Raw genomic sequence first — 19,663 nt, forward strand, 5'->3', positions numbered from 1 at the left:
CTCCCACCACCCCCACCCCACAAACAAAAAGCCCATGCCTTCAAAGACATGGGCTTTTTGCACAGAACACAACTCAAAACGACGCAATAAATCAGGAAACCGTCACCTTCGCGAACTTCCGCTTACCCACCTGAAGCACGAGCGTCACACCAGAAGGAATCAGCACATCTTTGTCGCCCACTTTTTCGCCATCAGCTTTCACTCCGCCCTGAGCGATCATGCGCATCGCCTCCGACGTGCTGGCCGTCAACCCCGCCTGGCGCAACACCTGCACAATAGAAAGACCACCATCAATCGATGCCAGGGTAACCTCAGCAATGTCATCGGGAATCGCTCCTTGCTTGAAGCGCGCCTCGAAATCCGCCAAAGCATCGACCGCCGCCGCCGCCCCATGGAAGCGGGTCACGATTTCCTGGGCGAACATCACTTTGACGTCACGCGGGTTGCGCCCTTCGCCGACCTCGCGCCGAAAGCGGGCAATCTCTTCTGCCGAACGGAAGGAGAGCAGATCGTAATAACGCCACATTAAGTCGTCAGTCACTGACATCAGCTTGCCGAAGATCTCGCGCGGCGGCTCGCTGATCCCGACATAGTTGCCGAGCGACTTCGACATCTTATTGACGCCATCGAGCCCCTCGAGCAAGGGCATCATCAGTACACACTGAGGCGATTGCCCATAATGTTTCTGCAGTTCGCGTCCAACCAGCAGGTTGAACTTCTGGTCCGTTCCGCCCAACTCGACGTCGGCCTTCATGGCGACCGAATCGTAACCCTGACACAGAGGATAGATGAACTCGTGAATGGCGATCGGCTGACCACCGCGATACCGCTTGGCAAAGTCGTCGCGCTCGAGCATGCGCGCCACCGTATATTGGGCGGCGAGACGGATCATGCCCGAGGCACCGAGCGGCTCAATCCACTTCGAGTTAAAACAGATTTCGGTTTTCTCGGGATCGAGAATCTTGAACACCTGATCCTGATAGGTCTTGGCGTTTTCCAGCACTTGCTCACGCGACAAAGGCGGACGCGCCGCATTCTTGCCACTGGGGTCACCGATCATCCCGGTGAAATCCCCGATCAGGAAAAGGATATGATGCCCCAACTCCTGAAAGTGGCGCATTTTGTTGATCAACACCGTATGCCCAAGATGGAGATCGGGCGCCGTCGGATCAAAACCTGCTTTGACCCGCAACGGACGCCCGCTCTTTAGCTTCTCGGCCAACTCGGACTCAATTAGCAGCTCATCCGCACCTCGCTTGATCAGCGCAAGACTCTCTTCAACACTCGCCATGCAAACCTCGTTTAAACGCCCAAAGTATTCAGTGAGGTGCTTTTTTGTTAGACTCGCCGGAGTTTTTTTAGCCGGCAGTCGATCATGGAACACCCGAAGAGTCCGATTCTAGCGCATTCCAATCGAACCATCGAACGCCTGTTGCGCCACCGCTGGGCCATCGCGGGCGTTGGTAGCGTTGCGCTGTTTGGGGTGGTGACCGCATTCGCCACGGCCCCGGCCGGAGAAGAAGAACCCGTACAACTGCAGACGGTTCTTGAGCAACTCTCGACGCAATCGGCCGTCTTGCTCAACAGCACCGAGCATGTTTTCCTGCGCGAAGAGCGCATCCAGCGGGCCGACAACATCGCCTCGCTTCTCACTCGCCTCGGCATCAGCGAACCCGCCGCACTCGATTTCATTCGCCGCAACGAGGCTACGCAAGCCATTGCGCGCCAACTGCGCCCGGGCAAAACGGTCACCGCACGCACCTCCGAACTTGGCAACCTGCACACACTTTACTTCCCGCTCAACGGCAAGGATGCGGTGCTCGTGGTCGAGCGCAGCGGAGACAGCTTCCGCGCCAGCGAACAAACGCTGCCGCTGCAAACCAACGTCGTCGTCCGCTCAGGCGAAATCCGCAACTCGCTCTTCGGCGCCACCGACGCTGCCGGCATTCCCGATGCGATCGCCACTCAACTCGCCGAAATTTTTGCTGCCGACATTGATTTTTACCGCGACCTGCGCAAGGGCGACCGTTTCTCGATCGTTTATGAAGCCATGACACATCATGGCCAACCCGTGCGCAGCGGGCGCATCCTCGCTGCCGAGTTCGCCAACAACAACCGCAACTACAGCGCCTACTGGCACCAGGGCAGTCAAGGCAAAGGCGGTTACTACTCAGCCGACGGCAAGCCCATGCGCAAAGCCTTCCTGCGCACCCCCCTCGAATTTTCGCGCGTCACATCGGGCTTCTCCAACGCACGCCTTCACCCCGTCCTGCAGATCACTCGCGCTCACAAAGGCATCGATTACGGCGCCCCGACTGGGACAAAAGTGCGCTCGGTCGCCGACGGGGTGGTCGATTTCGCCGGCCGTCAAGGCGGTTACGGCAACCTGATCGTGCTCAAACACCAAGGCGCCTATACGACCGCCTACGGGCACCTCAACGGCTTCGCCAGCGGGATCAAGAAAGGCGCACGCGTCAGTCAAGGCGACACCATCGGCTACGTTGGACAAACTGGGGTCGCCACCGGCCCCCACCTGCACTACGAATTCCGCGTCAACGGACAACAGGTCAACCCGATGGCCATCAACCTGCCGGCGGCACAGCCACTCGACGCCCAACAAATGGCTACCTTCAAGAAATCGAGCAGCGCCCACCAGACGCACCTGGAGCTCGCCAAGCAACAGACCGTTGCCAGCATCGAATAATCGGCACATCCCCAATAAAAAAGGCGGCCAGTAGCCGCCTTTTTTATTGGGGAATCCGTTTTATGCGGAAAACGAAGAGCCGCAACCGCAAGTCGAGGTCGCATTCGGATTCTTGATCACGAACTGCGCACCTTCCAAGCCTTCCGTATAGTCGATTTCCGCCCCGACCAGATACTGGTAACTCATCGGATCGACAAGCAGCGTCACGCCATTCTTCTCCATCGTTGCATCGTCCTCATTGGCCACCTCGTCAAAGGTAAAGCCGTACTGAAAGCCCGAGCAACCACCGCCCGTCACAAAAACTCGAAGCTTGAGCTCCGGATTGCCTTCTTCTTCGATCAATTCCTTGACCTTGTTCGCCGCACTGTCGGTAAAAACAAAGGGGCTGGCCAGTTCAGTCGTCGTGTTCATTGCGTTCCTTCCAAAATCAAACGTTGACCACCGCGGTTCTCAGTTGCTCGAGGCGGCCAATTTAAGCTCAACCGTCTTGGCGCTTGTCTGATGCACGAGGCGCCCTTGAATCACCGCGCCTTGCTGCATCTCGATCTGGTGGTATTCGACGTCCCCTGTGACACAAGCCAAAGGCAGGAGTTCCAGAGATTCTGCGGCAAAAACCGGCCCGACCACAGTACCATTGATCACCACGTGCCCAACCCGGATCGCCCCTTCCACCCGGGCTTTCTCGCTCACCACAAGCGTCCCGCCTTGTGCGTTCTCGCTGCAGATGTTTCCGTGCACTTCGCCGTCGACGCGCAAACCACCGGAAAAAAAGACGTCGCCCTCGATTCGAGTCCCTGCGCCGATCAAGCTGTCGATGCTGTTTTGCGGCGCATTGCCTTTGCGTTGCCCAAACATATTTTTCTCCCTTTAAAGCACGACCGACTGCCTCGCCCGAACTTGCCCCTCCTGCAACAAGCGAGCTTCGATCGAGTGGACGACGATCCCGGCCGGCACAGAAAAAGTACCGTCAAGCCGTTGAAAATACTTGAATTCAACACGACTGCGTTGCGCCGCGCCTTCGCCTTCGGCGGGGACGTCGATAGTAACATCTTTCCCTGCAAGCCGCCCTTTGACGACCAAGGCAAGCGCTCCTTTGAACTCTTTGCCCTGCCGGCTACCGTTATTGACCAACAGCATCCGGTAGCGGTATTCATTGCCGCCCTCGACCACTTCGCCGACGCGCAAGTGATCGATCCGCACCGCCGCGTCACCGACCGCTGCCGGACCGGTCATCAAGCCCTCATACAAGGCAAGATCTTCCTTGAGGGAAGCATTCTCAGCTTCCAGGGTGCGCACCTGGGCCGACAATTGCCGCAAAGCGGCCTGCTCAATCTGCAGACGACTCTCGCCGGCACCAGCAAGCGCACGCAACTTAGTCAACTCGCCGTCGAGCTCCATCACGTGATTGCGCAACGACTGGATCTCCTTTCCGGTCTCATCGCTGCGAAACCCTGCCATCCGCAAGCCGGTGTCGTAGACCCAGGCCGCCAGCAGCACAGAAAGCGACAGCACCCCGACCATCACCAAGGCACGCCAGTACCACGCGACATGGGTCCGGATCGCCATCTTCGGGGCACTGATACCCACGAAGCGCTGGCGCAGACGTTTAAACCTCAAGGCAGCACCGGGAGCTGCCATAAGCCCTGGGTCTCCGGCAGACCGAACATGAGGTTCATGTTCTGAACCGCCTGCCCCGCAGCCCCCTTCACGAGATTATCGATCACCGACAACACAACCAGGACATCGCCGCCTTGCGGACGATGTACGGCAATCCGGCAAAGGTTTGCGGAACGCACCGAGCGGGTTTCGGGATGCGACTTTGCCGGCATAACATCGACGAATGGCTCGTTCGCGTAGCGCTCTTCAAAAAGCTTCTGGAAGTCGGCCTCACGGGTCACGCGCGCGTAAAGCGTGGCATGAATGCCGCGGATCAACGGCGTCAAATGCGGGACAAAGGTCAGACCAACCGACGCGCCGGCGAAGTTACCGAGCCCCTGCCGAATTTCGGGCAGGTGCCGATGCCCCGGCACTCCGTAAGCCTTGAAATTATCGGAAGCCTCGGAGAACAGCGAGGAGAGTTCGGCCTTCCGACCGGCCCCCGAAACACCGGACTTCGCATCGGCCACGAGGTGGCCAAGATCGACCAAACCCGCTTCGACCAAGGGCATGAAGCCCAGCTGTACCGCCGTCGGATAGCAGCCGGGGTTGGCTACCAGGCGCGCCGCGCGGATCGCATCGCGATTGGCCTCGGGCAAACCGTACACCGCCTTTTCCACCCACTCCGGGCTGGCATGCGGCATGCCGTACCACTTTTCCCACTCTGCGACATCCTTGATGCGATAGTCGGCAGCCAGATCGATGACGCGCACACCAGCATCCAACAGGGCAGGCGCCTGCTGCATCGCAATCCCGTTCGGCGTCGCAAAGAAAACCACGTCGCAGGCGGAGAGGTTGCATGCCGCGGGATCTTCAAAGCGAAGATCGAGGCGCCCGCGCAAGTTCGGATAGACACTCGCGACCGGCGTCCCGGCTTCGCCTCGCGACGTAATGGCGACAATTTCAACGTCCGGATGCTGCGCCAACAGGCGCAACAACTCGACACCGGTATATCCGGTGCCACCAACGATACCGACCTTGATCATGCGAATCTCCTCAAACAGGCTCAGGATGATAGTCTGCAGCAGCAAAAAAGACAAAAGCCGCCCAATGGCGGCTTTTGTGGAACGGCGTAAGCGACTTAGCGCTTCGAGAACTGCTTGCGACGACGCGCCTTGTGGAGACCGACCTTCTTACGCTCGACCTCACGGGCATCGCGCGTCACAAAGCCGGCCTTCGACAGAACGGACTTCAGTTCGGCGTCGAACTGGATCAGGGCACGGGTGATGCCGTGGCGAACAGCGCCGGCCTGACCGGATTCACCGCCACCAGAAACATTCACCTTGATGTCGAAGCCGGCGACCTGCTCGACCAGCTCCAGCGGCTGGCGAACGATCATGCGACCGGTTTCACGCGAGAAGTATTCGTCGAGCGGCTTGCCATTCACAACGATCGCGCCCGAGCCACGCTTCATGAACACACGCGCGACGGCGCTCTTGCGACGACCGGTGCCGTAGAAGAAATTATCAGCCATTTCGACCTCTTAGAGTTCCAGAACCTTCGGCTGCTGGGCAGCGTGCGGATGAGCGTCGCCAGCGTAGCACTTCATCTTCTTGAGCATGGCGTAGCCGAGCGGCCCCTTGGGCAGCATGCCCTTGACGGCCTTCTCGAGGACGCGGCCCGGGAAGCGCTGCTGCATCTTGGCAAAGCTGGTTTCGTAGATGCCACCCGGGAAACCGGTGTGACGGTAGTACATCTTGTCTTCGGCCTTGTTGCCGGTGACGCGAATCTTTTCGACATTGGTGACAACGATGTAATCACCCGTATCGACGTGCGGAGTGAACTCCGGCTTGTGCTTGCCGCGCAGGCGGCGAGCAATTTCGGTGGCGAGGCGACCCAGCACCTTGTCCGTGGCATCAACCACGTACCACTCGCGCTGCACCTCGTGCGACTTGGCGGAGAAAGTCTTCATTTAAAACGCCGTCCTTTTATGCCCGATAACGGAAAGCCGGGCATGTTATTGCAAAACAACGCACTGTGTCAATGCCTGCCTTGCAGCATGAAGAAACACACCATCCTGTTTCGGCTCATTGCGAGCACACAGGCCAGTGCAGTCATGATCGTGGGAATCGAGAAGCCGAATTGTATACACCCGCCGAAGCAATCACAAGCGTTCCGTGCCCATCCAATCCCACTACAATGCGATCTCACGTTTTTTTGGAGACAGCATGGACTGCACAGTGAAATGGACCGGCGAAGGCATGTCCTTCCTCGCCGAAACCGGAAGCAACCACGCCCTGATCATGGACGGCGCCCCGGAGGCCGGTGGCCGCAACCTCGCCCCGCGCCCGATGGAACTCTTGCTTGCCGGCACGGGCGGCTGCACCGCATTCGACATGGTCATGATCCTCAAGAAAGGCCGACACGCCATCTCCGGCTGCGAAGTCAGCCTCAAGGCCGAGCGCGCCGAAACCGAACCCAAGGTCTTTACCCGCATCCACTTCCACTACACCGTCCGCGGCAAGAACCTCAAAGCGGAAGTGGTGGCACGCGCCATCGAACTCTCGAAGAGCAAGTACTGCTCTGCGTCGATCATGCTGGGCGAAACCGCGAAGATCACCCACGACTTCGAGATCGTCGAAGGCTAGGTGCTAAAACCCCGCGGAATCAAGCTCGCACCGATTCAACCCTAGAAAAAATAAGCCGTGCGCGTCATGACTTTGGCCGCGACGCGCATGGCAACCTTGGCGGGCGCGGGCAGTTCCACCGCACCGAGGCGCACCGCCAGATCCGCATGCTCACGCTCATCAACCTTCATTTGCGCGACGATCGCCCGTGATTTGACATCCTGAGGCGGCAAGCGTCCGAGGTGGTCGTTCAGATGCGCCTCAACCTGGCGTTCGGTTTCGGCCAAAAAACCGAGATTCCAGCGATCGCCGAATTTCCCCGCCAACACACCGAAGGCCAAAGACCCGCCGTACCACACGGGGTTGAGGATACTGCGCCGCCCACCAAGCTCAGCAATGCGCCGTTCGGTCCACGCCAGATGCTCGACTTCTTCATCCGAAGCACGTTGCAACTCACCGCGCAACGCCGGGTCACGACAGGTTAAAGCCTGTCCCTGATAAAGCGCCTGCGCACAAACCTCGCCGACATGGTTAACGCGCATCAAGGCCGCAGCATGGCGACGCTCGGCCTCCACCATCTCGCCCTCAGCAAGGGCCGCACCAGGGAATGGACGCACCGAGCGTGCAGGAGCAAACAACGTCCGCAACGCACGATCCACCCCAAGAATTAACGCATCCACGGCCGACCTCCGTCACTTGCCGAAATCGATCTGTGCTTTCGAACGCATTCGACGCAGAATGTCTTCAACCTTTGAAAGCACCACCACGCCGTCACACATGTAGTTCGTATAAAGCTCGACATGGTGATTATTCGTCCCACCCCGGATCGCCGTCCATTGGTTGGTGCGCGCCTTTCCCCAGGTCTTATCCAAACGCCCGAAAGCATAGAATCGCCGCTCGCCGGTCGCGCAGCGCAGACCTTCGTAGCTCACATTGCGCGCCCCACCGGAGCCGATAACCACGATGGTGTAGCGCACCACACCATCGCTGCCGATCGACACGGACTTGGTGTCGACCATGAATTGCGTATCCCGAACCGCGCCAACCCGGAACGAAAGGAGATCAGCCTCCTGCGGATAAGGCGGCAGAACGACTTCGACCTCCGTCCACGGTTTAGCATCGTATTCGTCGTCGAAATTCGGGTTGGCTGACGCAAAACCAGAGACACACGCCGCCAGAGCCCCCACCACAACCCACTTGATCCGTCCGCGCATCACTCCTCCGGAATCAGGAATCCGCTTCATCCTTCACCGACTCGTCGACACGCGGGCGTTCACGCGGCTCGCCGCGACGTCCACGACGCTGCTCGATATCGAGGAAACGGGACAACTCGCTCAGCGCCTGCTGATAGACCCCGCGCTTGAATTCGATCACCGCCTCGAGCGGCACCCAGTAGTAATTCCAGCGCCAAGCGTCGAATTCGGGATGATCGCAGGCACGCAAGGAGACATCGCTGTCGCGCCCGACCAGTCGAAGCAGATACCAAATCTGCTTCTGTCCGCGATAGCTCCCCCGCCACTCGCGCTTAATCCAATGCGTCGGCACATCGTAACGCAGCCAATCCTTGGTTCGACCCAAGATGGAGACGTGCTCTGGGCGCAAGCCGACCTCTTCGTAGAGCTCCCGGTACATGGCCTGCTCAGGCGTTTCGCCGCGCTTGATGCCGCCTTGCGGGAACTGCCAAGAGTGTTCGCGGATGCGCTTACCCCAGAAAACCTCGTTCTTCGCGTTACACAGAATGATGCCGACGTTCGGGCGATAGCCTTCACGGTCAAGCATGATACAAACCTGCAAAATAGTTAGTTGCCCGCATTTTTCCACATTTCACGCCCCTTGGAAAGCAGGCCACGCCTACTCTTGCAGGCGGCTGAGCACTGCTCACGCGCGCAGTCTGGAGAGGAGTCCTGTAGAATTCCGACTTTCCATTCCAACCGCCCTTGATCCCTATGCGCACTTCGCAATTTTTCGTTTCCACGCTCAAGGAAGCACCGTCCGACGCCGAAATCGCCAGCCATAAGCTGATGCTGCGCGCCGGCCTGATCAAGCGCCTCGCCGGCGGCATCTACACCTGGATGCCGATGGGGCTGCGCGTCCTGCGCAAGGTCGAGAACGTCATTCGCGAAGAAATGAACCGCGCCGGCGCGATCGAATTGGTCATGCCCGCCGTCCAACCCGCCGAGCTGTGGCAGGAATCGGGGCGCTGGGAAAAATACGGCCCCGAGCTGCTGCGCCTGAAAGATCGCCACCAGCGCGACTTCGTCATCGGCCCGACGCACGAGGAAGTCATCACCGACGTGGTGCGCAAGGAAGTGAAGAGCTACCGCCAGCTGCCGCTGCACTTCTACCAGATCCAGACCAAGTTCCGCGACGAAATCCGCCCGCGCTTCGGCGTCATGCGTGGCCGTGAATTCCTGATGAAGGACGGCTATTCATTCCACGCCTCGTTCGCCGACCTGCAACGCGAATACGCCAACCTGTACGACACCTATTCGCGCATTTTCACCCGCCTGGGCCTTAAATTCCGCGCCGTCGCTGCCGACACCGGCTCGATCGGCGGCACTGGCTCGCACGAATTCCACGTCCTCGCCGACTCGGGCGAGGACGCCCTGGCCTACTGCCCGACCTCGGACTACGCCGCCAACGTCGAACTCGCCGAAGCCCTCGCGCCCAGCCACACGCGCCAAGCCCCGGCGCAGACGATGGAAAAAGTCGCCACCCCGGGCAAAACCCGCTGCGAAGACGTCGCTGCATTCCTCGGCCACCCGCTCACGCAAATGGTCAAGGCCATCGCCGTCATGCGCAAGACCGATGGCGAGGATTCGGAATTCGTCCTGCTCCTCCTGCGCGGCGACCACGACCTGAACGAAATCAAGGCGCAGAAAATCATCGGCGAGTTCCGCTTTGCGCAAGACGAGGAGATCGTCGCTGCCCTCGGCTGCAAGCCCGGTTACATCGGACCGGTCGGCGCCCAGGACATCCCGGTGTTCTGCGATCGCAGCGTCACTGCCCTGAGCGATTTCACCTGCGGCGCCAACGAGGCCGGCCACCACATCCGCGGCGTCAACTTCGGCCGCGACCTGCCCGAGCCGACCGTCGCCGACCTGCGCAACGTCGTCGCCGGCGACCCCTCGCCCGACGGCAAAGGATCGCTCGAGCTCTGCCGGGGCATCGAGGTCGGGCACATCTTCCAGCTGCGCACCAAGTACGCCGAGGCGCTCAAGTGCTGTTTCCTCGACGAAGCCGGCCAGAGCCAGGTGATGGAGATGGGCTGCTACGGCATCGGCGTCACGCGCATCGTCGGCGCGGCCATCGAACAAGGCTACGACGAGCGCGGCATCGTTTTCCCGGCGGCGATCGCCCCCTTTGAAGTGTGCATCGTGCCCATGGGCTACGCTAAGAGCGAGGCGGTCAAGACTGCGGCCGACGCGCTCTACGCCGAACTCAAGGCAGCCGGCGTCGACGTGCTGCTCGACGATCGCAACGAACGCCCCGGCGTGATGTTCGCCGACATGGAGCTGATCGGCATCCCGCACCGCATCGTCGTCGGCGAACGCGGCCTGGCCGAAGGCAAGCTCGAATACAAGGGACGCCGCGACGCCGATGCGCAACTCATCGCGCGCGAAGCTGCCGCAGGCTTCATCCAGGAAAAACTGTGCGCCGGATCGTCCAGCAGCTCCTGCTGATCGCGCTCCTGCTTCCGCTCGTTGCGCTGGCCGGCGCACAGAAGTACGAACCGTTGTCGGCCAGCGTCCAGGCGGCGCTCTCGGGCGCCATCGCCGACCAGGCGCCGCCGCGCAGCTCCTTCGCCAACCCGCTCGAGGCCGCCGACTGGCTGACCGAAATGTCGGCCCGCCTCGAACGCCGCATCGCCGACCGCGAGGCACGACATGAATTCCTGCGCGCGGTGCACTACGAAGCCACGCGCGCCGGGCTCGACCCGCAACTCGTGCTCGGCCTGATCCAGGTTGAAAGCGGCTTCAAGAAATATGCGGTGTCGTCGGCCGGCGCGCGTGGCTACATGCAGGTCATGCCCTTCTGGGTCAAATTGATCGGGCGCCCGAACGACAACCTCTTCCACCTGCGCACCAACCTGCGCTTCGGCTGTACCATCCTGCGCCACTACCTGGACATCGAACAGGGCGACCTCTATCGCGCGCTCGGCCGCTACAACGGCAGCCTCGGACGCCCCGAATACCCGAACATGGTGCGCGCTGCATGGCACAACCAGTGGGCCTTTGCGCCCGGCCGGATCGCCCGCCAATAGGACCACTCAGGCCGACACAAAACCCATCAGACAGCCGACGCCGGCCGATGACACCAATGCCACGGCTCGAAGGCATAGCCTTGCGGATTACCCTCCGGGAACGACAGGTAAAAATCAAAATCTGCGGCATGCGCCGTCAGCCAGGCGTAGGCCGGCGTTTGCGCAAAGCCAGGCTGCAGTGGAACCTCGCCCGAAACGCTCAAATCGACGGCACAACCGCTGTGGTGCTCGCTGAACCCCGGAGGCGCGCAGACCTTTAGCACGTCAACGACAACCTCTCCTCGCGCCAACTTGTGTCGCACAATCTCGGCCTGGCGCTCAACACTGCGAAAAGCGGAAACCAACCGCAACGCAACCCCGTCATTCAGCGCAGCCGCTTTCATCGACCGCCACGCCAGCGCAACCTCTGGTACGAGCAGATGCAAACGCCCGTCGTCACCCATCTCGGCCTCGACCAAGCGCTCGGCTTCGGGGAATGCTCTCAGGCCACGCGCCTCGATCAAGGCTGGCGGAATCCCGAGTTCATGCAGGATCGTCGCCAACATCGGAGGCATCAAGACCTCAACGCATTCCTGGCAGCATGCCTTTCATGCCGCGCATCAGCTTGGCCATGCCGCCCTTGGAGAACTGTTTCATCATCTTCTGCGTCTCTTCGAACTGCTTGAGCAGACGGTTCACCTCCTGCACCTGCACCCCCGCCCCTGCGGCGATGCGCCGCTTGCGCGAAGCCTTGAGCAGTTCAGGCTTGCTGCGCTCAAGCGCGGTCATCGAGTTGATGATGCCTTCGATGCGGCGGATCGTCTTGTCCTCGGTGCCGGCCGGCAACTGACTCGCGGCCTGCGCAAACTGCGCCGGCAGCTTGTCGATCATCGAAGTCAGCCCGCCCATCTTGCGCATCTGGCCAATCTGCTCCTTGAAGTCATTGAGGTCAAAGCCCTTGCCCGATTTGAGCTTCTTGGCAAAATCGAGCGCCTGCTGCTCGTCGATGCCTTTCTTGGCCTCTTCGATCAGCGACAGCACGTCGCCCATGCCGAGGATGCGCGAGGCCATGCGCTCGGGATGGAAGGGCTCGAGCCCGGAGAGTTTCTCGCCAACCCCGGCAAACTTGATCGGCTTGCCCGTAACATGGCGCACCGAAAGTGCCGCGCCGCCACGCGCATCGCCGTCAAGCTTGGTCAGGACGACACCGGTGAGCGGCAAGGCCTCGTTGAATGCCTTGGCCGTGTTGATCGCATCCTGACCGAGCATCGCATCGACGACGAACAGGGTTTCGATCGGTTTGATCGCGGCATGCAACTCGGCGATCTCGCGCATCATCGCTTCGTCGATCGACAGGCGGCCCGCCGTGTCGACGAGTACCACGTCGTGGTAATGCCGGCGCGCCCAATCGACCGCACGTCGAGCGATATCGACCGGCTTCTCGTGCGCCTCGGAGGGGAAGAAATCGATCCCGGCCTGCCCTGCGACGGTCTTCAGCTGCTCGATCGCCGCCGGACGATAAACGTCACACGAAACCACCAGCACTTTCTTCTTCTGGCTTTCACGCAAGAGCTTCCCGAGCTTGCCGACCGTCGTCGTTTTACCCGCGCCCTGCAGACCGGCCATCAGCACCACTGCCGGCGGCTGCGTGGCGAGATTCAAGCCGCTGTGCGTCTCGCCCATCAGCGCCGTCAGTTCGCGATGCACAACGCCGATCAAGGCCTGCCCCGGCGTGAGCGAACCGATCACTTCCTCGCCGACCGCCTTTTCCTTCACCGCATTGATGAACGCCTTGACCGCGGGCAGTGCCACGTCGGCCTCAAGCAGCGCCAGACGCACTTCGCGCAAGGCCTCGGCAATATTGGTTTCAGTCAAGCGCGCTTCGCCGCGCAGGCTTTTCATCACGCGCGCTAGGCGCTGAGTCAGGTTATCGAGCATTTGAATCCGGGCTTGGGGTAAACTTGAATGATGCCTGACATTCTACTGCAGCTTCTGCCTGCCATCGCGCCCGCCCTGCTCTACGCAGTGCTCGGCTTCTATTTTTGGCACAGCCGCTGGCGGAACGCCCCAAGCTCCGAGAAAGCCATGCAACCTTGGGAGCAACAGGCGATCGGCCTCGCTCTGCTTCTTCACGGTGCCGACATCTACACCGACATGTTCAGCAGCGGCGGCATGCGTTTCTCGTTCAGCATCGCCTTGTCGCTGATCACTTGGCTCGCGGTCCTCATTTACTTGATCGAAAGCGGAAAATCCCGCCTGGAATCACTCCAACCGGTGATCATGGCCCTGGCCTCGCTCTCGACCCTGGCGACCGTACTCTTTTCGCAAACACACCTCATCGCGCACACGGCATCCTGGGCCTTCCGCCTACACTTTATGGCCGGCATGCTGGCCTACAGCCTGTTTACTCTCGCCGCCCTGCACGCCGTGTTCATGGGACTGGCCGAACGCAGCCTCCACCACGCCCGCCTCGATGGCCGGCTCAGCCGGCTGCCTCCGCTGTTGGCCATGGAGGCACTGCTCTTTCGAACGATCGCCTTAGGCTTCATTTGCCTCACCGTGGCCTTGGGCAGCGGCGTCGTTTTTTCCGAAGACATCTTCGGACGCCCCTTCCCTTTCGGGCACAAGACCATTTTCGCACTTCTGTCCTGGCTCATCTTCGCCGCCCTGCTGCTCGGGAGAAAACTTCGCGGCTGGCGCGGACGCATCGCCCTGCGCTGGACCCTCGCCGGCTTCCTGGCCCTGCTCCTGGCTTACATCGGCAGCCGCTTCGTGAGCGAAGTTCTACTCGGACGAATCTAAGGCAAAGCCCCTCGCCAAGGGCCCCGGCACGGCCTCTCGCTTTACAAACCCGGCGCCTGCATGCATCATCGAATAAGCATACTCGGTCGTGCCGGTCGCTGTTCGGCCGTAAGCGCATGACGCTTTTGACAGAAGAACATAGCGGATGGCAGCCACACCCACCCCCTCGGCCCTCAGCGGCCTGGCACGCGCCCTCGTTCAAGCCGGCCGGCTCAAGGAAGCCGAGGCCGAGGCCATGCTCGTTCAAGCCACGGCAACCAAGACCAGCTTCATTGAACAATTGGTCGCGGCCAAAAAAGGCAACAGCGCCGACATCGCCCGCTTCGCCGCCGACACCTTTGGCTACCCGCTGCTCGATCTCGCCGCCTACGACGAAGCCCACCTGCAGAAAACCGCGATCGACCGGAAACTGATCGCCACCCACCGCGTCATCCCGTTGCACAAGCGCGGCAACCGCCTCGCGGTCGCCACCGCCGACCCGACCAATCTGCGAGCGCTCGACGAAATCCGCTTCCAGACCGGAATGGCCGTCGACCCTGTCGTCGTCGACGAAAAGCTGCTGGCCCCGCTGGTTGTCAAGCTATCCGAATCAACGGAAGAAAGTCTCAAGAACCTGACCAACGAGGACATCAACCTCGAATTCGACGAGGACGACGGAAACGAAAAAACTGAGGACTCCAGCGCGGGAGACGTCGAAGATGCCCCGGTCGTCAAGTTCATCCAGAAGATGCTGCTCGACGCGATCAACGACGGCGCCTCCGACATCCACTTCGAGCCTTACGAAAAAACCTACCGCATCCGCTTCCGGGTAGACGGCGCCCTGCGCGAAATCGCCGCTCCGCCGCTGGCGATCAAGGAAAAAATCGCTTCGCGCATCAAGGTCATCTCGCGCCTCAATATCGCCGAAAAACGCGTCCCTCAGGACGGACGCATGCGCCTCGTCCTCTCCAAGAGCCGCGCGATCGATTTCCGGGTCAGCACCTTGCCGACGATGTACGGCGAGAAGATCGTGCTGCGCATCCTCGACCCCAGCAGCGCCACCCTCGGCATTGACGCGCTCGGTTACGAGCCCGAACAAAAAGCCCTGTTGCTCGATGCTGTTCAGCGCCCCTACGGCATGGTTCTTGTCACCGGCCCGACCGGTTCGGGAAAAACCGTCTCGCTCTACACCTGCCTCAACATTCTCAACAAGCCGGGGATCAACATCTCGACGGCTGAAGACCCTGCCGAAATCCCGCTCCCGGGAATCAATCAGGTCAACATCGACGACCGCCAAGGCCTGACCTTCCCGGTCGCGCTCAAAGCTTTTTTGCGCCAGGATCCGGACATCATCATGGTGGGCGAAATCCGCGACCTCGAAACCGCCGAGATCGCGATCAAGGCTGCTCAGACCGGCCACATGGTGCTGTCAACGCTGCACACCAACGACGCACCCTCGACGCTGACCCGGCTGATGAACATGGGAGTCCCGACCTTCAACATCGCCTCGAGCATCCTGCTGATCACCGCCCAGCGCCTGGTCCGTCGGCTCTGTACGTGCAAGCAAAAGGTCGAAGCGCCGGTCGAGACCCTGCTCAACGCCGGCTTTCTTGAAAGCGATCTCGACGGCGGCTGGTCGCTCTACGGCCCCGGTAGTTGCGACCGCTGCAAAGGCAATGGTTACAAGGGGCGCGTGGGGGTCTATCAGGTGATGGCGGTCAGCGAGGAAATCCAGCGTCTGATCATGGGCAACGGCACTGCCCTCGACATTGCAGAGCAAGCTCGCCGCGAAGGCGTCAATGACCTTCGCCGTTCGGGCTTACTCAAAGTCAAACAAGGCCTGACGTCGCTCGACGAGGTCCTCGCCAACACCAACATCTAATAGCACGAAGCACGACGGGGGAAAGCAGGATGGCGACCGAAGCAAAGCCGATTAAACGTGGGCCGGAGATCAAGGAATACACCTTCGCCTGGACAGGAAAGAACAAGGCCGGCAAGGTCGTGCGCGGGGAAATGCGTGCTGGCAGCGAAGCCGTCGTCAACGCCACCCTGCGTCGCCAAGGCATCCTCGTCACCTCGGTCAAGAAACAAACCTTCCGCCGCGGCGGCAAGGTCAGCGAAAAGGACGTCGCCCTGTTCACGCGCCAGTTGGCGACAATGATGAAATCCGGCGTCCCGCTTCTGCAGACCTTCGACATCGTCGGCCGCGGGCACGACAATCCCGCCGTCGGAAAATTGCTGCTCGACATCAAGACCGACGTCGAAACCGGCAGCTCACTGTCGCAAGCTTTCCGCAAATTCCCCCTCCATTTTGACCAGCTCTACTGCAACCTGGTCGCCGCTGGTGAACAGGCCGGCATCCTCGAATCGCTGCTCGACCGGCTGGCCACCTACAAAGAAAAAATGCTGGCGATCAAAGCTAAGATCAAATCGGCGATGTTTTACCCGACCGCCGTCATGATTGTCGCTTTTATCATCACTGCGATCATCATGATCTTCGTCATTCCGGCGTTCAAGCAGGTGTTCACCGGCTTTGGTGCCGACCTACCCGCACCGACGCTGATGGTCATGGCCATCTCGGATTTCTTCGTCGAATACTGGTACCTAATCTTCGGCACAATCTTTGGAGGCGCTTGGAGCTTCTTTTATACCTGGCAACGTTCGGAAACCATGCAGATTGCGCTTGACCGACTCTTCCTGCGCCTTCCCGTTTTCGGGCCGATGATCCGAAAGGCGGTCATGGCGCGCTGGACCCGCACCCTTTCGACCATGTTTGCCGCCGGCGTGCCGCTCGTCGAGTCGCTCGACTCGGTCGGCGGCGCGGCCGGGAATTACGTTTACAAAATCGGCACCCGCCAGATCCAAGGCGAAGTCAGCACCGGCACCAGCCTGACCAACGCGATGCAGAACAGCGATCTTTTCCCAAACATGGTCATCCAAATGGTCGCCATCGGCGAAGAGTCGGGCGCCCTCGACAGCATGCTCGGCAAGGTCGCCGACTTCTATGAACAGGAGGTCGACGACGCCGTCGCTTCACTCTCCAGCCTGATGGAACCGATCATCATGGTGGTACTCGGGACGCTCATCGGCGGCATGGTGGTCGCGATGTACCTGCCAATCTTCAAGCTGGGTGGTGTCGTCTGATGTCCGAAGTTTTTGCTCCGCTGCTCGCCGACCCCAAGCTGTTTGTCGCCGCCACCGGCATCCTGGGCCTGCTCGTCGGCAGCTTCCTCAACGTCGTCATTTTCCGTCTGCCGAAGATAATGGAGTACGACTGGCAATGCCAGTGCGCCGAATTGCGCGACGAACCGCTTCCCGACACATCCGCGCCTTCGCTCGTCCAACCACGCTCGACCTGCCCGCAGTGCGGGCACCCGATCGGCATCCTCGAGAACATTCCCCTGCTCAGCTTCATGCTCCTGCGTGGCCGCTGCTCGGCGTGCAAAGCGCCCATTTCTTGGCGCTACCCTCTGGTCGAGGCGAGCTGCGGACTCCTTTCGGCTGGCGTTGCGCTGAGTTTCGGGCCGTCGCTGGCGGCGGCTGGCGCCCTCCTGTTCATCTGGACGCTGATCGCGCTCACCTTCATCGACTTCGACACCAAATACCTGCCTGACGCACTGACGCTTCCGTTGCTTTGGTGCGGACTGCTCTTCAACCTCGGCGACACCTACACCTCACTCTCCTCCGCGGTGATCGGCGCCATGGCCGGCTACTTGGCCTTGTGGTCGGTCTATTGGCTGTTCAAGCTCGCCACGGGGAAAGAAGGCATGGGCTACGGGGACTTCAAGCTGCTCGCCGCGCTCGGCGCTTGGCTCGGCTGGCAACTGCTACCGCTGGTCATCCTGTTGTCCTCGCTGGTCGGTGCCGTCGTTGGCATCGTGCTCATCGTTCTCGCCCGACGCGGACGGGACATCCCGATCCCTTTCGGCCCCTATCTGGCCGCAGCAGGTTTGCTGGCCATGTTCTGGGGCGAGGAACTCACGCAAGCGTATTTGCGTCTTCTGTAAACGTCTCAAACCAGGGCATTCGTTGCCACTTTCTTGGCTGGCGTGGCATGAAGTATCGTCCGCGCCTTCGGGTATAATCGAGAATTTGCTGCCGATTTAGGGTTGAAAATGCCGATCTATGCATATCGCTGCTCCGCTTGCGGCTTTGAAAAAGATCATCTGCAAAAACTGAGCGACCCAGTGCTCGTCGCCTGTCCGTCGTGCGGGCAGGATGCCTACGAGAAACAAATCACCGCCGCCGGCTTCCAGCTCAAGGGGAGCGGGTGGTACGCGACGGACTTCAAGAACGGCAGCCAGCCGGCGAAAGCCGACGCCCCCGCGTGCCAAGCCTGCCCCGGAGCCGAGGCGTGCGCGGCCAACTGATCAAACGCTACTTCATCACCGGCCTCCTGATCTGGGTGCCGCTGGCGATCACCGCCTGGGTGCTGTCGGTCATCGCCGGGCTCGCGGACCAGTCGCTGCGCCTGCTGCCAAAATCGGCGCACCCGCAGGCGATCATCGGCGTCGACATCCCCGGAGCGGGCATCGTCCTGACGCTGGCTGTCATTTTCGTCACCGGGCTGCTGGCCACCAACTTCATCGGTCAGCGCCTGGTCGGGTGGTCGGAAAAACTGCTCGCCCGGATTCCGGTCGTCAGTTCGATCTACAACAGCGTCAAACAGGTGTCCGACACCTTGCTTTCCTCCTCGGGGAACGCCTTTCGTCAGGCGCTGCTGATCCAGTACCCGCGCGAAGGCGCGTGGACGATCGCATTCCTTACCGGCAAGCCCGGCGGAGACGTGGCCAACCATCTGGATGACGACTACGTCAGCGTCTACGTGCCGACGACGCCCAACCCGACCTCGGGCTTCTTCCTCATGCTGCCACGCCGCGACGTCATCGAACTCGACATGAACGTAGACGAAGCGCTCAAGTACATCATCTCGATGGGCGTCGTCACCCCGCCGCCCCGCACCGGTGCCACGCCCAAGCACCGAGTCTCCGGTTCATAAATTTGCACCACCTTCCACCACGAAACACGGAACCAGCATGCGTACTCATTACTGCGGACAACTCAACGCTCAACTCGTCGGCCAGGAAGTCACCCTGTGCGGCTGGGCCCATCGCCGGCGCGACCACGGCGGCGTGATCTTCGTCGACCTGCGCGACCGCGAAGGCCTGGCTCAGGTCGTCTGCGATCCGGACCGCCCGGAGATGTTCGCCACCGCCGAATCGATCCGCAACGAATTCTGCCTCAAGGTTACCGGCAAGGTGCGTCCGCGCCCGGCCGGCACGGTCAATCCCAACCTCGCCAGCGGCGAGATCGAAGTGCTGTGTCATACGATCGAAGTGCTCAACCCTTCGGTCACCCCGCCCTTCCAGCTCGACGAGGAAAACCTCTCGGAAACCGTGCGTCTGCAGCACCGCGTCATCGACCTGCGCCGCCCGCAGATGCAGAAGAACATGCTGCTGCGCTACAAGACGGCGCGCGCCTTCCGCCGCTTCCTCGACGACGCCGGCTTCATCGACATCGAGACCCCGATGCTCACCAAGAGCACGCCCGAAGGCGCCCGCGACTACCTCGTCCCGTCGCGCGTTCACTCCGGGCAGTTCTTCGCCCTGCCACAATCGCCGCAGCTCTTCAAACAGCTCCTGATGATCGCCGGTTACGACCGCTACTACCAGATCACCAAGTGCTTCCGCGACGAAGACCTGCGCGCCGACC

General features: G+C 60.8%; 23 protein-coding genes. 11 read left to right on the plus strand and 12 right to left on the minus strand.

Translation table 11 applies throughout. The features are described from left to right. Positions 1 to 91: 91 nt before the first annotated feature. Entirely contained in the window at positions 92 to 1,291 is a 1,200-nt protein-coding gene (tyrS, locus tag QMB55_RS08635; RefSeq protein ID WP_497588291.1) for a tyrosine--tRNA ligase, read from the minus strand. 84 nt (positions 1,292 to 1,375) lie between these two features. Between tyrS and QMB55_RS08640 the strand changes: the two genes are divergently transcribed. Then, a complete protein-coding gene (locus QMB55_RS08640; RefSeq protein ID WP_497588292.1) occupies positions 1,376 to 2,704 on the plus strand; it encodes a M23 family metallopeptidase in 1,329 nt (442 codons plus the stop codon). Positions 2,705 to 2,764: 60 nt separating this feature from the next. Here QMB55_RS08640 and erpA read toward each other — a convergent pair whose 3' ends face one another. The 6 genes from erpA to rplM all read right to left on the minus strand — a co-directional run bounded on the left by erpA (position 2,765) and on the right by rplM (position 6,272). Continuing rightward, a complete protein-coding gene (gene erpA / locus QMB55_RS08645; protein ID WP_497588293.1) occupies positions 2,765 to 3,115 on the minus strand; it encodes an iron-sulfur cluster insertion protein ErpA in 351 nt (116 codons plus the stop codon). Positions 3,116 to 3,154: 39 nt separating this feature from the next. Beyond that, a complete protein-coding gene (locus QMB55_RS08650; RefSeq protein WP_497588294.1) occupies positions 3,155 to 3,559 on the minus strand; it encodes a bactofilin family protein in 405 nt (134 codons plus the stop codon). Between the two features lie 12 nt (positions 3,560 to 3,571). Beyond that, a complete protein-coding gene (locus QMB55_RS08655) occupies positions 3,572 to 4,342 on the minus strand; it encodes a DUF6776 family protein (RefSeq protein ID WP_497588295.1) in 771 nt (256 codons plus the stop codon). After that, the gene (gene argC / locus QMB55_RS08660; protein ID WP_497588296.1) at positions 4,318 to 5,346 is read right to left on the minus strand and encodes an N-acetyl-gamma-glutamyl-phosphate reductase; all 1,029 of its coding nucleotides are present in this window, start codon (positions 5,344 to 5,346) and stop codon (positions 4,318 to 4,320) included. Before argC ends, QMB55_RS08655 begins: the two co-directional genes overlap by 25 nt. 95 nt (positions 5,347 to 5,441) lie before the next feature. After that, positions 5,442 to 5,834, minus strand: a complete 393-nt coding sequence (gene rpsI, locus QMB55_RS08665; RefSeq protein WP_497588297.1) for a 30S ribosomal protein S9 — start codon at positions 5,832 to 5,834, stop codon at positions 5,442 to 5,444. Positions 5,835 to 5,843: 9 nt separating this feature from the next. Next, a complete protein-coding gene (gene rplM, locus QMB55_RS08670) occupies positions 5,844 to 6,272 on the minus strand; it encodes a 50S ribosomal protein L13 (protein ID WP_497588298.1) in 429 nt (142 codons plus the stop codon). Between the two features lie 256 nt (positions 6,273 to 6,528). Between rplM and QMB55_RS08675 the strand changes: the two genes are divergently transcribed. Beyond that, positions 6,529 to 6,948 (plus strand): OsmC family protein, encoded by a 420-nt coding sequence (locus tag QMB55_RS08675; RefSeq protein WP_497588299.1) that lies wholly within the window; start codon positions 6,529 to 6,531, stop codon positions 6,946 to 6,948. A 41-nt stretch (positions 6,949 to 6,989) separates the two neighbouring features. On the opposite strand, the gene coq7 is transcribed toward QMB55_RS08675, so the two are convergent. From coq7 to QMB55_RS08690, 3 genes are read right to left on the minus strand one after another with little or no spacing between them, the layout of a single operon-like run. After that, a complete protein-coding gene (gene coq7 / locus QMB55_RS08680; protein WP_497588300.1) occupies positions 6,990 to 7,607 on the minus strand; it encodes a 2-polyprenyl-3-methyl-6-methoxy-1,4-benzoquinone monooxygenase in 618 nt (205 codons plus the stop codon). Positions 7,608 to 7,619: 12 nt separating this feature from the next. Next, a complete protein-coding gene (locus QMB55_RS08685; protein ID WP_497588301.1) occupies positions 7,620 to 8,171 on the minus strand; it encodes a CNP1-like family protein in 552 nt (183 codons plus the stop codon). Beyond that, entirely contained in the window at positions 8,155 to 8,706 is a 552-nt protein-coding gene (locus QMB55_RS08690) for an RNA pyrophosphohydrolase (RefSeq protein WP_497588302.1), read from the minus strand. The genes QMB55_RS08685 and QMB55_RS08690 overlap by 17 nt, the downstream gene beginning before the upstream one ends. A 167-nt stretch (positions 8,707 to 8,873) precedes the next feature. On the opposite strand from QMB55_RS08690, the gene QMB55_RS08695 reads away from it, so the two are divergent. Together QMB55_RS08695 and QMB55_RS08700 are read left to right on the plus strand one after the other, a co-directional pair. Continuing rightward, positions 8,874 to 10,610, plus strand: coding sequence for a proline--tRNA ligase (locus QMB55_RS08695; RefSeq protein ID WP_497588303.1), 1,737 nt, complete (start codon positions 8,874 to 8,876; stop codon positions 10,608 to 10,610). Next, positions 10,580 to 11,191 (plus strand): lytic transglycosylase domain-containing protein, encoded by a 612-nt coding sequence (locus QMB55_RS08700; RefSeq protein WP_497588304.1) that lies wholly within the window; start codon positions 10,580 to 10,582, stop codon positions 11,189 to 11,191. Before QMB55_RS08695 ends, QMB55_RS08700 begins: the two co-directional genes overlap by 31 nt. A gap of 26 nt (positions 11,192 to 11,217) precedes the next feature. Here the strand turns inward: QMB55_RS08700 and QMB55_RS08705 are convergent, their stop codons facing one another. After that, entirely contained in the window at positions 11,218 to 11,736 is a 519-nt protein-coding gene (locus QMB55_RS08705; protein WP_497588305.1) for a M15 family metallopeptidase, read from the minus strand. 16 nt (positions 11,737 to 11,752) lie between these two features. Next, on the minus strand, positions 11,753 to 13,108 hold the full coding sequence (gene ffh, locus QMB55_RS08710; protein WP_497588306.1) for a signal recognition particle protein: 1,356 nt from the start codon (positions 13,106 to 13,108) through the stop codon (positions 11,753 to 11,755). Between the two features lie 27 nt (positions 13,109 to 13,135). Between ffh and QMB55_RS08715 the strand changes: the two genes are divergently transcribed. The 7 genes from QMB55_RS08715 to QMB55_RS08745 all read left to right on the plus strand — a co-directional run. Next, a complete protein-coding gene (locus tag QMB55_RS08715) occupies positions 13,136 to 13,972 on the plus strand; it encodes a cytochrome C assembly family protein (protein WP_497588307.1) in 837 nt (278 codons plus the stop codon). Positions 13,973 to 14,117: 145 nt separating this feature from the next. Then, a complete protein-coding gene (gene pilB, locus QMB55_RS08720) occupies positions 14,118 to 15,833 on the plus strand; it encodes a type IV-A pilus assembly ATPase PilB (RefSeq protein WP_497588308.1) in 1,716 nt (571 codons plus the stop codon). A gap of 29 nt (positions 15,834 to 15,862) precedes the next feature. After that, positions 15,863 to 17,095, plus strand: a complete 1,233-nt coding sequence (locus QMB55_RS08725; protein WP_497588309.1) for a type II secretion system F family protein — start codon at positions 15,863 to 15,865, stop codon at positions 17,093 to 17,095. Next, positions 17,095 to 17,958, plus strand: coding sequence for a prepilin peptidase (locus QMB55_RS08730; RefSeq protein ID WP_497588310.1), 864 nt, complete (start codon positions 17,095 to 17,097; stop codon positions 17,956 to 17,958). Before QMB55_RS08725 ends, QMB55_RS08730 begins: the two co-directional genes overlap by 1 nt. A 108-nt stretch (positions 17,959 to 18,066) precedes the next feature. Next, positions 18,067 to 18,321, plus strand: a complete 255-nt coding sequence (locus QMB55_RS08735; protein ID WP_497588313.1) for an FmdB family zinc ribbon protein — start codon at positions 18,067 to 18,069, stop codon at positions 18,319 to 18,321. Continuing rightward, the gene (locus tag QMB55_RS08740; RefSeq protein ID WP_497588311.1) at positions 18,306 to 18,950 is read left to right on the plus strand and encodes a DUF502 domain-containing protein; all 645 of its coding nucleotides are present in this window, start codon (positions 18,306 to 18,308) and stop codon (positions 18,948 to 18,950) included. The genes QMB55_RS08735 and QMB55_RS08740 overlap by 16 nt, the downstream gene beginning before the upstream one ends. A 37-nt stretch (positions 18,951 to 18,987) precedes the next feature. Further along, positions 18,988 to 19,663, plus strand: a 676-nt coding sequence (locus tag QMB55_RS08745) for an amino acid--tRNA ligase-related protein (RefSeq protein WP_497588312.1), incomplete at its 3' end; no start/stop codon positions are given.

The organism is Propionivibrio sp. (assembly GCF_041441355.1).
Lineage (GTDB): Bacteria > Pseudomonadota > Gammaproteobacteria > Burkholderiales > Rhodocyclaceae > Propionivibrio.

Coding starts and splice junctions, on each gene's coding strand:
- tyrS (WP_497588291.1), bottom strand. CDS start 1,291: ATGGCGAGTGTTGAAGAGAGTCTTGCGCTGATCAAGCGAGGTGCGGAT.
- pilB (WP_497588308.1), top strand. CDS start 14,118: ATGGCAGCCACACCCACCCCCTCGGCCCTCAGCGGCCTGGCACGCGCC.
- QMB55_RS08735 (WP_497588313.1), top strand. CDS start 18,067: ATGCCGATCTATGCATATCGCTGCTCCGCTTGCGGCTTTGAAAAAGAT.
- QMB55_RS08705 (WP_497588305.1), bottom strand. CDS start 11,736: ATGTTGGCGACGATCCTGCATGAACTCGGGATTCCGCCAGCCTTGATC.
- rplM (WP_497588298.1), bottom strand. CDS start 6,272: ATGAAGACTTTCTCCGCCAAGTCGCACGAGGTGCAGCGCGAGTGGTAC.
- argC (WP_497588296.1), bottom strand. CDS start 5,346: ATGATCAAGGTCGGTATCGTTGGTGGCACCGGATATACCGGTGTCGAG.
- rpsI (WP_497588297.1), bottom strand. CDS start 5,834: ATGGCTGATAATTTCTTCTACGGCACCGGTCGTCGCAAGAGCGCCGTC.
- QMB55_RS08650 (WP_497588294.1), bottom strand. CDS start 3,559: ATGTTTGGGCAACGCAAAGGCAATGCGCCGCAAAACAGCATCGACAGC.
- QMB55_RS08640 (WP_497588292.1), top strand. CDS start 1,376: ATGGAACACCCGAAGAGTCCGATTCTAGCGCATTCCAATCGAACCATC.
- QMB55_RS08715 (WP_497588307.1), top strand. CDS start 13,136: ATGATGCCTGACATTCTACTGCAGCTTCTGCCTGCCATCGCGCCCGCC.
- QMB55_RS08695 (WP_497588303.1), top strand. CDS start 8,874: ATGCGCACTTCGCAATTTTTCGTTTCCACGCTCAAGGAAGCACCGTCC.
- QMB55_RS08675 (WP_497588299.1), top strand. CDS start 6,529: ATGGACTGCACAGTGAAATGGACCGGCGAAGGCATGTCCTTCCTCGCC.
- QMB55_RS08725 (WP_497588309.1), top strand. CDS start 15,863: ATGGCGACCGAAGCAAAGCCGATTAAACGTGGGCCGGAGATCAAGGAA.
- ffh (WP_497588306.1), bottom strand. CDS start 13,108: ATGCTCGATAACCTGACTCAGCGCCTAGCGCGCGTGATGAAAAGCCTG.
- QMB55_RS08655 (WP_497588295.1), bottom strand. CDS start 4,342: ATGGCAGCTCCCGGTGCTGCCTTGAGGTTTAAACGTCTGCGCCAGCGC.
- QMB55_RS08690 (WP_497588302.1), bottom strand. CDS start 8,706: ATGCTTGACCGTGAAGGCTATCGCCCGAACGTCGGCATCATTCTGTGT.
- erpA (WP_497588293.1), bottom strand. CDS start 3,115: ATGAACACGACGACTGAACTGGCCAGCCCCTTTGTTTTTACCGACAGT.
- QMB55_RS08730 (WP_497588310.1), top strand. CDS start 17,095: ATGTCCGAAGTTTTTGCTCCGCTGCTCGCCGACCCCAAGCTGTTTGTC.
- QMB55_RS08685 (WP_497588301.1), bottom strand. CDS start 8,171: ATGAAGCGGATTCCTGATTCCGGAGGAGTGATGCGCGGACGGATCAAG.